This is a genomic window from Microbispora sp. H10830, assembly GCF_014161375.1.
GTDB lineage: Bacteria > Actinomycetota > Actinomycetes > Streptosporangiales > Streptosporangiaceae > Microbispora > Microbispora catharanthi.
In genome coordinates this window covers 99,194-112,631 of record NZ_JABBWX010000020.1, presented here as the reverse complement: position 1 = coordinate 112,631, position 13,438 = coordinate 99,194, and the positions used below count along the sequence as shown (strand labels likewise).

The window sequence follows — 13,438 nt, the reverse complement described above, 5'->3', positions numbered from 1 at the left end:
AGGCGTCAGCCCAGGTCGGCGATGGCGATCACGGGGCCTCCGCCGGACGGGCCCTGATGGACCGCCGCCACGGAGACGAACACGGCCGGGTCGCCGCTCACGCTCGCCGCCACCCCGCCGACGGTCGCCTTGATCTGGCGATGCCAGTGGACGTCGGAGTCGTCGAGCATGATGTTGCGCCACCCGCGTACGCGGCCCGACGGGTCGGCCTCGCACTTGATGAACAGGTTCACCAGCCGGTCGCCGAGGTCGTCCGGGTGCGGGCGCTCCGGCAGGTCGACGCCCGCGCCGCGGATGGCCTCCCAGATCCCGTCGGCGTCCAGGGCGTCCTTCATGACCGAGTGGCCGGCGCGGTAGCGCCCGCCGATCCCGCGTACGTTGCCCACCACGACGATCTGGGCCCGGTCGAGCTCGACGCCGCTGGAGCAGGAGGCGACCGACGAGTAGAGCGACAGGTCCTTGTGGATCTGCTCCGCCGAGGGCGTCTCGATCTCCCCGAGCGCGACGGCGATACCGAGCGCCGTGGTGGAGTTGGAGATGTCCATCGACTTCAGCGTGTCCTCGGTGACGACCGTCTGACCGCGCTCCTTGGCGTCGGTGATCGTGGACAGCGTGAGCAGCGGCGTCTTGGTCTGCACGTAGTGGACGTCGGCCGGGTCGTCGATGCCGGCGATCTTCATCGCCTCGCGCACCCCGGCGGCCACCTTCTCGACCATGGCGGGCCTGCCGATGTCCTCGGGGAGGATCACCTCGCTCATCGCCACGCCGACGCTCACCCGCGGCTCGTCGGTCCGTACGGCCGTGGCCGGATCGACGGTCGCGAAGATCGTCGCGTGCGGGCTGAGCACGCCGTCGGTGCCGCCGGACCACACCAGGGGCACCTGTGCGACCTCCTCGGCCGTACGCGTGCCCTTGGCCACGAGCACCTCGCGGAAGGCCCGGTCGGCCAGGATCCGCGTGTAGTCGTTCACGCCGCCGTTGCCCTCGGTCTTGCCGATCACGGCCAGCACGCGGTCGGCCTCGATCACGCCGTCGTCGATCAGCCTCGCCAGCCCGGAGGCGTCGGTGACGCTCTCGATGGGGACCTTCCGTACCTCGATCGGATCCGGCACTATCTCTCCACCCCTCTGTACACCCTCGTACCGATATTTCCTGACAGCGCGGCACCGATGTGGTGCAGCGAGGTGATCACGGCCCGCCCCCCGGTCTCCTCGGCGAAGCACAGGGCGGCCTCGACCTTGGGCCCCATGCTGCCTCCGGCGAAGTGACCGGCCGCCTGCAACTCGCGCAGGGCGGCCACGTCGATCTCACCGATCGGGCGGGCGCGGGGCGTGCCGAAGTCGACGGCGGCGTACGGCACGTCGGTCGCGATCACGAGGTCGGTGGCGCCGACGGCGACCGCCAGCGCGGCGGCGGCGAGATCCTTGTCGATCACGGCCTCGATTCCGGTCAGCGTGCCGTCCTCCCCGCGCACGACCGGCACTCCCCCGCCTCCCGCGGCGACGACGGTGAACCCGGCGTCGATGAGCGCGACGGCCGCGGGGGCGTCCAGGATCTCCACGGGCCGCGGCGAGGCGACCACCCGGCGCCATCCGCGGTCGAAGCGCCGCCAAACCTGGCCGTGCCCCTCGAATCGGCGCGCCTCGTCCTCCCCGAAGTACCGCCCGATCGGCTTGACGGGGTCCTGGAACGCCGGGTCGGCCGGGTCCACGAGCGTGCGGGTGACGATCGCCGCCACCCGGGCGTGCCCCGCCTCGCGCTGCAGGGCGTTCATGATGAGCGTGCCGATCGTGCCCTGCGTCTGGGCCACGCACCAGTCGAGCGGCACCGGCGGCACGACGTGGGCGGCGAGCTGGTTCTTCAGCAGGAGATTGCCGACCTGGGGGCCGTTGCCGTGGGTGAGCACCACCTCGTGCCCGGCCCTGCTCAGCGCCGCCACATGGGCCATCGCCTCGCCGATCGCCCGCTGCTGGTCGGCCGGGGAGGCGCTCCCGTCGGGAGCCGTCATGGCGTTGCCGCCCAGTGCGATCAGTACGCGTCCGCCCACACCCGGAAACTATCCAGCCCCATCCAGGCCTTCATTGGCGAGTGTCGCCCACCCCTGCCGCATTCATGGGCAGATTTCACCAAGCTCGGCAAACACGCTCGGCACCGAGCGGCGAGGCCGTCTCCGCCGGGGTGCGGGCGCATGGCCGTCCCGTCGCCGGCCGGCTCCGGTCCGAGGCGACTTCTGCCAGAATGCTCGCCACTGCCCCCCTTTCATGGAGATCCGCATGGCCACGCCTCAGGTGCGTCCCGGGCTCACGCACGAACGTGTCGGCGTCTTCGCCGACGCGATCTTCGCGATCGCCATCACGCTGCTCGCCCTGGAACTCCCCCGCCCTGAGGGCGAGGACTTCCAGCGGCTGGGCGCCTTCTTCGGCGACCACTTCGGCTCCTTCATGGCCTTCGCCATCGCCTTTCTCATGCTCTGGTTCGCCTGGCGGGCCCATCACACGCTGTTCGACCAGATCGAGCGGGTGTCGCAGTCGATGCTCCTGCTGCACATCCCGCTGCTGTTCTTCGTGGCCGTCCTGCCGTACACGACGTCGATCTTCGGCGAGACCAACGCCAGCCACCTGCCGGCCGAGGCGGACGCCAGGGCCCTGGCGACCGGCCTGTTCGCCGGCAACGAGGCCATCCTGCTGCTCGCCCAGGGCGCGCTGTTCACCCTGGTGCTGGCGCAGCGCGTGCACCGGCCGGACGCCGACCTGCGACGCCTGCGCGGCAACGCCTGCATCTACTGGGCCATCGGGATCTACTGGCTGCTGACCGCCGCGGCGAGCGCGTGGGCGGTCACCGCGGTGCCCTTCCTCTGGCTGGCGACCCCGCTCGTCGCCGCCGGCACGGTCCGTGTGCTCAGGATGAGGCGGTGAAGCCGCGCAACACGTCCGCGATCTCGTCGACCTCGGTGAGCTTCCCCGACGCGGCCGCGATCACGAAGTCGTAGGCGACGTCGTCGTCCCGCGGTTCGATCTCCACTCCGTTCTTCGCACAGAAGACGTACGGTCCGCGAAACGCTGGGCCCCCTTCTCTGCCAGCATGTCGGTGTACTCGTCGTCGGCGACGCGAGCAAGGTAGTCGTCGATCGCGTGCAGGGCGATCTGCTGCATGCTCCGGCCTTCCTTCTCGGCGCGCCGCCGGAGGGCCTCGGTCTGCTCGTCGGTCAGGCGAAGCGTCATGGCCATGGCTCCATCCTATGGAGCGGTATCACGCCGATACCGTCGGCCGAGAGTCGACAGGAGGTGACCCTCCGCCATCACGCCTGATCGCCGCCGAGGCGGCGCAGGCGGGTCACCGCCTCGTCGATGACCTCGTCCCGCTTACAGAAGGCGAACCGCAGGAAGTGACGACCCCGTGCGGGGTGGTCGTAGAAGACCTGGGTCGGGATGGCCACCACCCCCGCCAGCTCGGGCAGCCGCCGGGCCAGCTCCAGACCGTCGTCGAAGCCGAGCGGCCGTATGTCGGTCTGCACGAAATAGGTGCCGGCCGGCCGGAGCACGTCGAAGCCGGCCTTCGCCAGGCCCGTCACGAGGCGGTCCCGCTTGGCCTGCAGGGCCGCCCGCTGGGCCGCGACCCACTCCATCTCCTCCCGCAGGGCGTACGCGACCGCGACCTGCCAGGGGGCGTTCGCGGTGAAGGTGAGGAACTGCTTGACCGCCTGCACGGCGCCCGCGAGCGGCGCCGGAGCGCACACCCAGCCGGTCTTCCAGCCGGTCACGCTGAAGGTCTTGCCCGCTGAGGAGATCATGACCGTGCGCTCGCGCATGCCGGGCAGCGTGGCGAGCGGAACGTGCTCGACGCCGTCGAAGGCGAGGTGCTCGTACACCTCGTCGGTCACCGCGATCAGGTCGTGCTCCAGGCAGACCCGGGCGACGCACTCCAGCTCCTCGCGGGTGAACACGGTCCCGGTCGGGTTGTGCGGCGAGTTCACCAGGATCGCCCGGGTGCGGGGCGTGATCGCCGCCTCCAGCTCGGCCGGATCGAAGGTGAACCGCCCCGCGTCGACACGCAGCGTGACCGCCCTGCGCACGGCTCCCGCGAGCGCGACGGCCGCGGCGTAGGAGTCGTAGTAGGGCTCGAAGACGATCACCTCGTCACCCGGTTCGCAGAGCGCGAGGATCGCCGCGGCGATGGCCTCGGTGGCGCCGACGGTGACGAGGACCTCCCCGTCGGGGTCGTAGGCGAGGCCGTACCACTGCTTGCGGTGCTCGGCGACCGCCTGCCTCAGCTCGGGGAGGCCCGGCCCGGGCGGGTACTGGTTGAGACCGCTCCGCACGGCCTCGACCGCCCGCTCCAGCATGCGCTCCGGCCCATCGGTGTCCGGGAAGCCCTGGCCCAGGTTGATCGAGCCCGTCTCCACGGCCAGCTTCGTCATCGTGGCGAACACGGTCGTGCCGAACTCCCGCATCCGCCGCACCAGCGGCTCGCTCACGGCCCTCACCCTATCCGGGGCCACGGAGGGCGGGGCTCGCCGAGGCCGCCGCCCGCCTTTCCCTGCCCGGAATTCCCGGCGGAAGTGACGCGCTGCCGGGTCTCCGTCCGTCCGCCCTGGGCCAGAGGCGCTGGAACCGCGATCGAACGACTTGCCATGATGGGGCACGAGCGGGCGCCGCGGGGCGTGGCCGCCGACGGGCGGACCCGCGCCTCGACGCGCGCTGACGAAGGGACCGGCGGGTGAGCGTGGCGGCAGGCAGGATCCGGCGGGTCGACGCGCTGCGCGGGTTCGCCGTGTGCGGGATCATGCTGGTCAACGCATGGCAGCAGAGGGTGCGGCAGGGGCCGACCTCGCTGGACTGGGTGATGGAGAACCTGTTCCAGAGCCGCTTCTACCCGATGTTCGCGTTCCTGTTCGGGTTGTCCTTCGCGCTGTTCCTGCGCTCCGCACGGCTGCGCACGCGGCGCCCGCGCGTCGTCATGCTGCGGCGCCTGGCCGTGCTCGCGGCGCTGGGCGCGGCGCACATCCTGATCGACCCCGGCGAGGTGCTGCTGCCGTACGCGCTGCTGGGGGTGGTCGTCCTGCTGCCGGCGAGCTTCCTTCCCCGGGCGGCCGTGCTGCTGGTGGGCTGCGGCGTCCTGGTCGCCGCCGTGCTCGACCCCCGTCCGTACGTGCTGATCACCGCGCTGTTCCTGCTCGGCCTGGCCGCCGCCCCGGAGGCGGCGTCGAGGAGGGGGGCCGGGCGCCTTGGAGGGGCTGACGGATTGGGCGGCGGGCCTTTCCTCGGCGTCGTGTGCGGGGCGGCGGCCCTGCTCGCGGCCGGGCTGACCTGGTGGTGGAACCACGCGCCGCCCGGCGGCGGGGTCTACCAGGCGGCGGCGCTGTGCGGCGCGGTGGCGTACGCGACGGCGTTCCTGCTGCTCGCCCGTCATACGGCGGTGTTCGAGGCGCTGGGCCGGATGACGCTGACCAACTACGTGACGGGCACGACGGTGATCGTGGTGGCGATGCCGCTTCTGAAGGCCGACGGCACCGGAGCCGCCGTCGTGGTGCTCGCCGTCGTCACCGTCGCCGCGCAGGCGGTCTTCTGCAGATGGTGGCTCGCCCGGCACCGGTACGGCCCGCTGGAGTGGGTGTGGCGCACGCTTACCTGGTGGGGCACTTCGCGGGGCACCTGGTGGGGTGTGGCGGCGACCGGGCAGACTGTGATCCGTGACCCGCGTAGCGCTGTGCCAGATCCCCGTCGACCACGACCCGGAGACCAACCTCTCGACCGTGCGTGACGCCCTCGCACGGGCGCGGGGGGCGGACCTCGCCGTGTTCCCCGAGGCGACGCTCGCCCGGTTCGGCCCGGGGATCCTCGAGACCGCCCAGCCGCTGGACGGCCCGTTCGTCACCGGCCTGGCCGAGGCCGCGCGCGAGCACGGCACGGCCGTCATCGCCGGCGTCTTCGAGCCCGCCGCGGACGGCAGGGTCTGGAACACGGCCGTCGCCCTGCGGGAGGACGGCTCGCTCGCCGCGGCCTACCGGAAGATCCACCTGTTCGACTCCTTCGGCGCGAAGGAATCGAAGCTGGTCGCGCCGGGGGACGCTCCGGCGGTCGTGGAGCTGGCCGGGCTCAGGATCGGCCTGATCACCTGCTACGACGTCCGCTTCCCCGAACTGGCCCGCGCGCTGGTCGACCAGGGCGCGGACACGTTCGCGGTGATCGCCGCCTGGGGCTCTGGGCCGCTGAAGGAGGACCACTGGACGACCCTCGTCAGGGCCAGGGCGATCGAGAACACCACCTGGACCATCGCGGTCGGTCAAGCGCCCAACCCCGCCATACCGGACGGGTTCGGTGTGGGCCGCAGCATGCTCGTCGATCCGATGGGCGTCGCCCGGCATGACCTGGGCACCGGCCCCGGCGTGCTGATCGCGGAGATCGACGCGGCGTGGACGGAGACCGCGCGCGCCACCCTCCCCTCACTCGAACACCGCCGGCTCGGAGTCCGCAGATCGTAAACTTGGCCCCATGAGCGAGCCGGGACGCAGGACGCGGATGCAGAAGGTGGTTCCGCCGCGGCTGCTCGTGCCGTACCTGTCGGGCCGTCGCACGATCATCTCCGGCTACGTGTACCGCGTGCAGGACTGCGACCGCCTCACCACCCCCGCCGCGCTCGTCGAGGCCCTCGACCTGTGCTTCGACGGATCGGAGCTGACGCCGGACGTGCCCGAGCTGTACATCGTGCGCTGGGACGCGCGGGACATCGACACCTACGTCGTCCCGTACGGCCCGCACATGGGCGGTGATTGGAGCGATGCACCGCCCTTCACCGGGAACGGCTTCACCGCCTCGCGCGAGCAGGTGGTGCCACAGTTCCACACGATGCCCATGCCGATCCCCGCGGGCGCGGAGATCGTCCACCTCACCGCGGCCGGTGAGCGTCCCTTCGCCGGGTACGACGGCCTGACCTGGCGGCCGGCGCGATGAGCGAGATCGAGCCGGTCGGCCTGGGATTCGTCGCCCGCTACCGCGACCGGGACTACGCCGCCGCGGTCGGGCCGGGCGGCGACGACGTCGTGCTGTTCAGCGAGACGCCGCAGGAGGGGTTCACCTCCGCGGGCGGCTACTGGCGGCTGCGGGTGAGCCGCGCCGCGCTGGAGCGGCTGACCCTGCTGCGCACGGTCGGGGCGTTCGGCGGTGAGCCGTGCCTCGTGCTGGACGAGGACGACGGCGGCGACGGCGGGGAGGGCGGCCTGCACATCGCCTACACCGGCCACAACGGCCTGAAGGCCGAGGCGCTCGGCTACTGGCTGGTGGACCACGGCGCCTACGAGGTGGTCGTGCCCCGCGACGAGGTCCACGCGATCCGGGTGGAGCGCGTCCCGGTGCCGCTCACCGCTGACCGGCCGGACGGTCACGAGAGTCCTTGAGGACCCGGGTTCTCGGGAGCCCGGCGACCGACGCCGGGGCCGGTGGGCGGGTGTGACGAGGTGGCCGGTTCAGGAGCCGAGCGACCGGTAGCGGGCGAAGCGGGCCGCCGTCCGCTCCCCCGCGGGGCGGTCCAGCAGGCCCGCGATCTCGTGTTCGAGCGTGCGGCCGGCCCTGCGGCAGAACTCCTCCGGCTCGTACGCCGCGTCCGGCCGTTCCGGCACGATCCGGTCCACGATGCCGTCCCGCCGCAGGTCGGCGGCGCGTACGCCCTGTGCGGCGGCGATCTCCGGGGCGAAGTCGACGGTCCGGTACAGCAACGCCGACGCGCCCTCAGGCGGGAGCGGCGACAGCCAGGCGTGCTGCGCGCAGACGACCCGGTCGGCCGGGAGCAGGGCCAGCGCGGCGCCGCCCGCGCCCTCCCCCAGCAGCAGGCACACGGTGGGCGCGTCGAGCATGACGAGGTCGGCCAGGCAGCGGGCGATCTCGGCGGCCAGGCCGCCCTCCTCTGCCGCCTTCGACAGCTCCGCCCCGCCGGTGTCGACGACCGTGACCAGCGGCAGGCCCAGTTCGCCGGCCAGGCGCATGCCGCGCCTGGCCACCCGCAGCCCCGCTGGGCCGAGCGTGCTGCCCGCCCGCTGCCGCCGCCGGTCCTGGCCGAGGACGACGGCGGGCGCGGCGCCGAATCTGGCCAGCGCCAGCAGGAGGCCGGGGTCGCGCTCCCCCGTGCCGGTGCCGTGCAGCGGGGTCACGTCCCGCGCGCCGTATCTGAGCAGGTCGCGTACGCCGGGGCGGTCGTCGCGGCGCGAGCGGGTGATGGCCTCCCACGCCGGTGCCGGTTCGGCCGCCTCCTCGGGTGCCGGGCCGGGCTCCAGACCCGCGCGCGGGGCGCAGAGCACGGCCAGCGCCCGGATGGCGATCTCCCGCGCGTCCTCGGCCGAGACCACGGCGTCGACCAGCCCATGGGCGTAGAGGTTCTCCGCGACCTGGACTCCCTGGGGAAACGGGTAGCCGTGCAGCGACTCGAACACCCGAGGCCCGAGGAAGCCGATGAGCGCGCCCGGCTCAGCGGCCGTCACATGCCCGAGCGAGCCCCACGAAGCGAACACCCCGCCCGTCGTGGGATGGCGCAGATAGACGACGTACGGCAGGCCGGCGGCGCGGTGGGCGGCGACCGCCGCGGTGATCTTCACCATCTGGGTGAAGGCCAGCGCGCCCTCCTGCATGCGGGTGCCGCCGCTGGCGGGGGCGGCGAGCAGCGGCAGGCGCTCGGCGGTGGCCCGTTCGACGGCCCGGACGAGCCGCTCGGCCGCCGCCACCCCGATCGAGCCGGCCAGGAAGGAGAACTCGCAGGCGACGACAACCACCCGGCGTCCGTCGAGCGTGCCCTCACCGGTGACGACCGACTCGTCGTACCCCGTCCTGGCCCGGACGCGGGCGAGTTCGGCGGCGTACGCCGACCCGGGCTCGGCCCGGTCCCGCGGAGGCTCGTCCCACGACTTCCACGAGTGCGCGTCGAGCACCCGCGCGATCAGCGTCCGCGCGTCAGGCCTGCCCGCGTCGCCTTCGTTCATGGCGAGCGCCGCTCCCGTTCGGCCAGCCAGTCGAGCACGGCGTCGTTGTCCTGGCCCAGGCCGGGAGGCGCGGCATGCCCGTCATCCGAGGCTCGGCCGTCGAACCGCAGCGGCGGGCCGGGCAACTCGATCGGGCCGAGCACGGGATGGTCGACGGTGACGAGCAGGCCCTGTGACCGCACCTGGTCCCAGGCGTACACCTCGTCGATCGACCGGATCGCGCCCGCGGGCACGCCGATCTCCCCCAGCGCCGCGAGCCAGTGCTCGCGGTCGTGCGCCGCCAGCGCCTTCTCCATCTCGGCGATCAGCTCTTCCCGATGGGCGAACCTATCCCTGTTCGTCGCATATTTCGGCATTTCGGGATCGATGTCTAGTAGCTGGGCGACCTTGCGCCACTGCCCGTCGTTGGCCACCGCGATCTGGATCATGCCGTCGGCGCAGCGGAAGGCGCCGTACGGGGCGATGGAGGCGTGGTGGTTGCCGCCCGCCTTCGGCACCGCGCCGCCGACGGTCCAGGAGGTGCCGTGGTAGGAGTGCACACCCACGACCGACGCCAGCAGGGACGTCCTGACGACCGTCCCGCGACCGGTCCGCTCGCGCTCGTACAGCGCCGCGACCACGCCGTACGCGCCGTGGATGCCCGCGAGCAGGTCGGCGATCGAGGCTCCGACCCGATACGGCTCGTCCGGCGAAGGACCGGTCAGCGACATCAGCCCGGCCTCCCCCTGGGCGATCTGGTCGTAGCCCGGCCGGCCGCCCTCGGGACCGTCGTGGCCGAATCCGGTGATGGACAGGATCACCAGCCGGGGATTGAGGGCGTGCAGGCGCTCGGCGGAGAACCCGAGGCGGTCGAGCACGCCGGTGCGGAAGTTCTCCACCAGCACGTCGCTCTGCCGTACGAGCCGCTCGATCAGGTCGCGGCCCTTCTCGGACTTCATGTCCACCGTGAGCGACCGCTTGTTGCGGTTGGCGGCGAGAAAGTACGTGGATATGTCGTGATCCGGGCCTACGAAGGGCGGGCCCCATCCGCGCGACTCGTCCCCCGACGGGTGCTCCACCTTGATCACGTGGGCGCCCAGATCGCCGAGCATCTGCGCGCAGTGCGGCCCGGCGAGGGCCCGGGACAGATCGAGGACGACGATGCCGCTGAGAGGTCCCTGCACGGCCAGCCTCCACGGGGGTCGCTAAGGAGAACGTCCTTCGGTCTCCACCGGAAAGCCTGCCAGGTCACCCCATAGACGCGACAGCCCGGTGTCCGTGCTGTCCCGTACGGCCCGGCGCCCCGGGCCGCCACCCCCACCCCGGGTTGCGTCAGCGATGCGTGCGATGGCCGCGCCACTGGTCCATCAGCCGGCGCAGCCGCTGCTGGTTCTGCGGATCACGCGCCGCGGTCTTGGCCTTCTCGACGTTCTCCCGGCCCTTGGGGCTCTGCAGGTAGTCCCTGATGCGCTGGACGATAGATGCCATTTATAACTCACCATCCCGTTTGTGCCGTTACTGGACGGCTACCCACGGACACCGCCGCCAATCACCGGTGCCGGGGCGCGCGGGGCGGTACGGTGAAGACCGGGGACGACGTGCGGTGTCGGTGCGCGACCTGGGGGCGAGACGTGGGATCGGATGCACCGGGCACGGGGCCGTTGTCTCCGGACTTCAGTGGCATGTCCCTCGGGCCCATGGATCGTTTCGTCAAGGAACTGGAGCACGCCCGCGGGGTCATCGGGGAACGCGCCGAGGCCGTCCGGCGGGTGTTCGCCGCGAGGGGACTGCCCGCCGCGTCCCTGAGCCCCATCGGCGAGGTCGAACGGTGGATCGACGAACGGCTGCCCGATCTGCGCCGCCGCCACCGGATGGCCGTCGGCCTCTCCCACGCGCCCAGCTGGTCGCCGGGCTCGCTGGTGCCGTACGACGAGAAGAACCTCCTCGGGTCGGCCGAGGCCCGGCGGCTGGGCGGCGCACTCGCCGCGGCGTACAAGGACGTCGATCCGGACGCCCCGTTCGACTTCCACCTCGTGGACAAGTACCGCAAGCTCGTCGAGGACCTGGCCGCGCACGCCGACGACTCCGAGTTCGCCGCCGCCTTCTTCGCCGGCATCGGCGTACGCCGGACCGTCGAACTGCCCCGGCGGCTGCGCCAGGTGCTGCAGGAGAACGTGGACGAGGCCGTGCGGACCGCGAGCCGGGCGTTCGGCTCGGCGGTGAGTGGAGGGTCCGCGGTCCCCGGCTTCGCGGCCGTCGCCGCCGCCGTGCGCACCAGGGCGGACGACGAGGAGGACCGCAGGGACATCGGCGACCTGCTGTCGGCGGGGCGACTGCCCACCGAGTGGCTGGCCGAGGTGGTGGCCACACAGGTGTTCCTCCCCGGGGAGACGACACGCGGCGAGACGCTGACGCCATACCTCGAGGCGCTGGCCGCCGATCCCGCGGCGGCGCGGCTCGCGATCGCGCTGGCGACCAGGAACAGCCCGCTGCCGAGGGACGCCGCCGCCCGTCTGCTCACGCGCCCGGGTCTCGGCTCGCATGACCGACGGCTAGACCTGGTGACGTTCCTGCGGGACCTGAACGACCGCGCGGCCGTGGACGCCGCGTCCGCCGACGCGTTCGGGCGGATGCTCGCCGCCGCGTCCGGCGCGTACGACGAGAAGGACGGAGCCCACAGCGACGTCGCGGCGCGGTTCGCCTTCGCCGTCGTCACCGGGACCTCGGCGTTCCGCTTCGCCCCGCCCACGCGCGTCCACCTCGCCGAGATCGCGGGCGCGTACGCCACCGAGATGACCGAGGGCGCGAACCTCGGCGACTCCAACCAGCTGCTGCCCAGCGCGTTCGGCCCGGTCGAGTCGCGCGTGCCGGGACTGTCGCCGGCGTTCCGGCTGAGCCCGGACGACACCTACCGGTTCCTGCTCACCTTCGCCGGCGGCGAGTCCGACCGCAGGCCCTTCGATCAGGGCATGGGGGACCTCGCCAAGCGCCTCGTCGGCCTGAACGTGCCGCCGATGCTCAAGGCCGCAGACCCCTCTCGCCTGGATGACCTCTTCGCCGCGCTGGGCAACGTCCGCGGCTTCGAACTCGCCGCCGCGGAAAAACACCTCAAGGCTCTCGACGACGTCGCGGAACGCAACGACATCGCGGACGACATGGCCTGGGACGTCAGCCAGTTGGTGCTCGGCAAGGCCCTGCCGCAGGGGGAACTGTTGTGGCTGATGCTCGACCAGGGCCGTGGCCTGCTGAACAACATCAGCCCCGGTGAGGAGACGAACGTCGAGCGACTGCGCGACAGCGACGACGCCGAAACCCTGGGCCGGCAGCACACCGTGGCCGGGCTTCTCCTCGGCGCCGGGTTCCCCGCGGCCGTATCGCCCAAGGACTACCAGGCCACCTGCCCGCCCGGTGTCGCCATCGCCGACGGCGAGGGCAGCCTCCGCCCCTTCCCCGCCATAGCTCAGTCAGGCAACCAGGGCCTGCGAGCCCTCGACCAATGGTTCATCGCCAACGGCCTGGGTGGTGACGAACAACTTTCACTAGGACAGTCGTCACAACGCTGGGCCGACCGATTCGACGGCAATAAGCAACGCGCGCAGGCGCGTGCAGAGCTACTCGGTGGCTAGGAAATCAAGAGGCATTCGGTCTCCCCCTGCACCTGATATCGACCCTTCTCTCTGGAGCTCAGACGGAGGATGGTGCGCGTTGATCGGTTGACGACTTCCACCGGAGTTTTCGCGTCAGATGTTCCAGATATCCGATAGGCGCCCACACGCTTCAGCGCGCCAAGCAGCATGTCGTTGAGCGCGTCAGGTTCGGTTCCTGGCCAAAGATCTTCTCCCGTGGCGGCGAAGGTCTGCTTGGCTTTGCCGTCGCCGCAGGGGAGGTTTTTGCCGCCGGGGTCGGTGATGGTCACGTTCTGGGCGTTGCGCTCCTTCAGTAGTTGAAGGACGTGTTTTTTTAGGGTTTGGCCTGCTTGTGCTGCTGTAGGGGAATCTTCTGATGTGCAGGCGGTTGAGGTGAGAAGCGCCAGCAGGAGCGCGGCAGCGATGGGGCGTAGCCGTACGGAAAAGGGCGCGCCGGGCATCGAGTCCGCCTCCGTGTCTCGCCGGAACCATATCCGGCCACATAATCTCAGGGAGTAGCACGATACGACCACCTGTCTTTTCTGCCGCTGTAAACAGGAGCCCGAAACGTGCCCACGGACGACGATCTGGTGCCGAATCCGAAGTACGACGACCTGCGGGCCGCGCTCGAAACGGTTCGGGAGCACGTTCACGTCCTGGAGACGGCCCTGGACCGGGCCTGCGCCCAGTTCGGCGGTGAACCGGTATGGGTGGGCCCGGCGGCTCGCGCCTTCGCCGAAGAGCTCAACGGCCGCCGGGCTCGGATGAGGACCGCCGTTCAGCACGTGATCGCCGAACTCGAGGCGGAGCTGCGCGCCACACCCGCCAAGGTCTCCCGTTCCGCCGCGATGAGCGGCTGAGGCCGGCG

At 71.7% G+C, this 13,438-nt stretch carries 15 protein-coding genes; 7 read left to right on the top strand and 8 right to left on the bottom strand.

The window, feature by feature from the left end; translation table 11 throughout:
* Positions 1-5: 5 nt before the first annotated feature.
* Complete coding sequence (locus HHX35_RS36680) at positions 6-1,112, bottom strand: ring-opening amidohydrolase (RefSeq protein WP_182903202.1); 1,107 nt, start codon at positions 1,110-1,112, stop codon at positions 6-8.
* Complete coding sequence (locus HHX35_RS36675) at positions 1,112-2,047, bottom strand: carbamate kinase (protein WP_285781234.1); 936 nt, start codon at positions 2,045-2,047, stop codon at positions 1,112-1,114. The genes HHX35_RS36680 and HHX35_RS36675 overlap by 1 nt, the downstream gene beginning before the upstream one ends.
* 226 nt (positions 2,048-2,273) lie before the next feature.
* Here HHX35_RS36675 and HHX35_RS36670 point away from each other — a divergent pair, with 226 nt between their 5' ends.
* Complete coding sequence (locus HHX35_RS36670; RefSeq protein WP_161628002.1) at positions 2,274-2,915, top strand: TMEM175 family protein; 642 nt, start codon at positions 2,274-2,276, stop codon at positions 2,913-2,915.
* Here the strand turns inward: HHX35_RS36670 and HHX35_RS44110 are convergent.
* Entirely contained in the window at positions 2,899-3,021 is a 123-nt protein-coding gene (locus tag HHX35_RS44110) for a hypothetical protein (RefSeq protein WP_259405721.1), read from the bottom strand. The two genes, HHX35_RS36670 and HHX35_RS44110, sit on opposite strands and share 17 nt — an antisense overlap.
* Positions 3,022-3,298: 277 nt before the next feature.
* Complete coding sequence (locus HHX35_RS36660) at positions 3,299-4,474, bottom strand: pyridoxal phosphate-dependent aminotransferase (protein ID WP_182903200.1); 1,176 nt, start codon at positions 4,472-4,474, stop codon at positions 3,299-3,301.
* Between the two features lie 242 nt (positions 4,475-4,716).
* On the opposite strand from HHX35_RS36660, the gene HHX35_RS36655 reads away from it, so the two are divergent.
* The 4 genes from HHX35_RS36655 to HHX35_RS36640 are packed head-to-tail and all read left to right on the top strand — an operon-like array spanning position 4,717 to position 7,393.
* Positions 4,717-5,760, top strand: coding sequence for a DUF418 domain-containing protein (locus tag HHX35_RS36655; protein ID WP_182903199.1), 1,044 nt, complete (start codon positions 4,717-4,719; stop codon positions 5,758-5,760).
* On the top strand, positions 5,690-6,481 hold the full coding sequence (locus HHX35_RS36650) for a carbon-nitrogen hydrolase family protein (protein ID WP_182903198.1): 792 nt from the start codon (positions 5,690-5,692) through the stop codon (positions 6,479-6,481). Before HHX35_RS36655 ends, HHX35_RS36650 begins: the two co-directional genes overlap by 71 nt.
* A gap of 10 nt (positions 6,482-6,491) precedes the next feature.
* On the top strand, positions 6,492-6,950 hold the full coding sequence (locus HHX35_RS36645; protein ID WP_259405720.1) for a hypothetical protein: 459 nt from the start codon (positions 6,492-6,494) through the stop codon (positions 6,948-6,950).
* Entirely contained in the window at positions 6,947-7,393 is a 447-nt protein-coding gene (locus HHX35_RS36640; protein WP_182903197.1) for a hypothetical protein, read from the top strand. Before HHX35_RS36645 ends, HHX35_RS36640 begins: the two co-directional genes overlap by 4 nt.
* Before the next feature lie 69 nt (positions 7,394-7,462).
* Here the strand turns inward: HHX35_RS36640 and HHX35_RS36635 are convergent, their stop codons facing one another.
* The 3 genes from HHX35_RS36635 to HHX35_RS36625 form a co-directional block, all read right to left on the bottom strand.
* A complete protein-coding gene (locus tag HHX35_RS36635; RefSeq protein WP_182903196.1) occupies positions 7,463-8,965 on the bottom strand; it encodes a carboxyl transferase domain-containing protein in 1,503 nt (500 codons plus the stop codon).
* On the bottom strand, positions 8,962-10,128 hold the full coding sequence (locus HHX35_RS36630; protein WP_182903195.1) for a CaiB/BaiF CoA-transferase family protein: 1,167 nt from the start codon (positions 10,126-10,128) through the stop codon (positions 8,962-8,964). Before HHX35_RS36630 ends, HHX35_RS36635 begins: the two co-directional genes overlap by 4 nt.
* Positions 10,129-10,276: 148 nt before the next feature.
* The gene (locus tag HHX35_RS36625; RefSeq protein ID WP_161628001.1) at positions 10,277-10,432 is read right to left on the bottom strand and encodes a hypothetical protein; all 156 of its coding nucleotides are present in this window, start codon (positions 10,430-10,432) and stop codon (positions 10,277-10,279) included.
* Between the two features lie 209 nt (positions 10,433-10,641).
* On the opposite strand from HHX35_RS36625, the gene HHX35_RS36620 reads away from it, so the two are divergent.
* On the top strand, positions 10,642-12,570 hold the full coding sequence (locus tag HHX35_RS36620; protein WP_182903194.1) for a hypothetical protein: 1,929 nt from the start codon (positions 10,642-10,644) through the stop codon (positions 12,568-12,570).
* Here HHX35_RS36620 and HHX35_RS36615 read toward each other — a convergent pair.
* Positions 12,567-13,031 carry a hypothetical protein gene (locus HHX35_RS36615; RefSeq protein WP_182903193.1) on the bottom strand — a complete coding sequence of 155 codons (465 nt, stop codon included), beginning with the start codon at positions 13,029-13,031 and terminating at the stop codon, positions 12,567-12,569. The two genes, HHX35_RS36620 and HHX35_RS36615, sit on opposite strands and share 4 nt — an antisense overlap.
* 108 nt (positions 13,032-13,139) lie before the next feature.
* On the opposite strand from HHX35_RS36615, the gene HHX35_RS36610 reads away from it, so the two are divergent.
* Complete coding sequence (locus HHX35_RS36610) at positions 13,140-13,430, top strand: hypothetical protein (protein WP_182903192.1); 291 nt, start codon at positions 13,140-13,142, stop codon at positions 13,428-13,430.
* Positions 13,431-13,438: the final 8 nt, after the last annotated feature.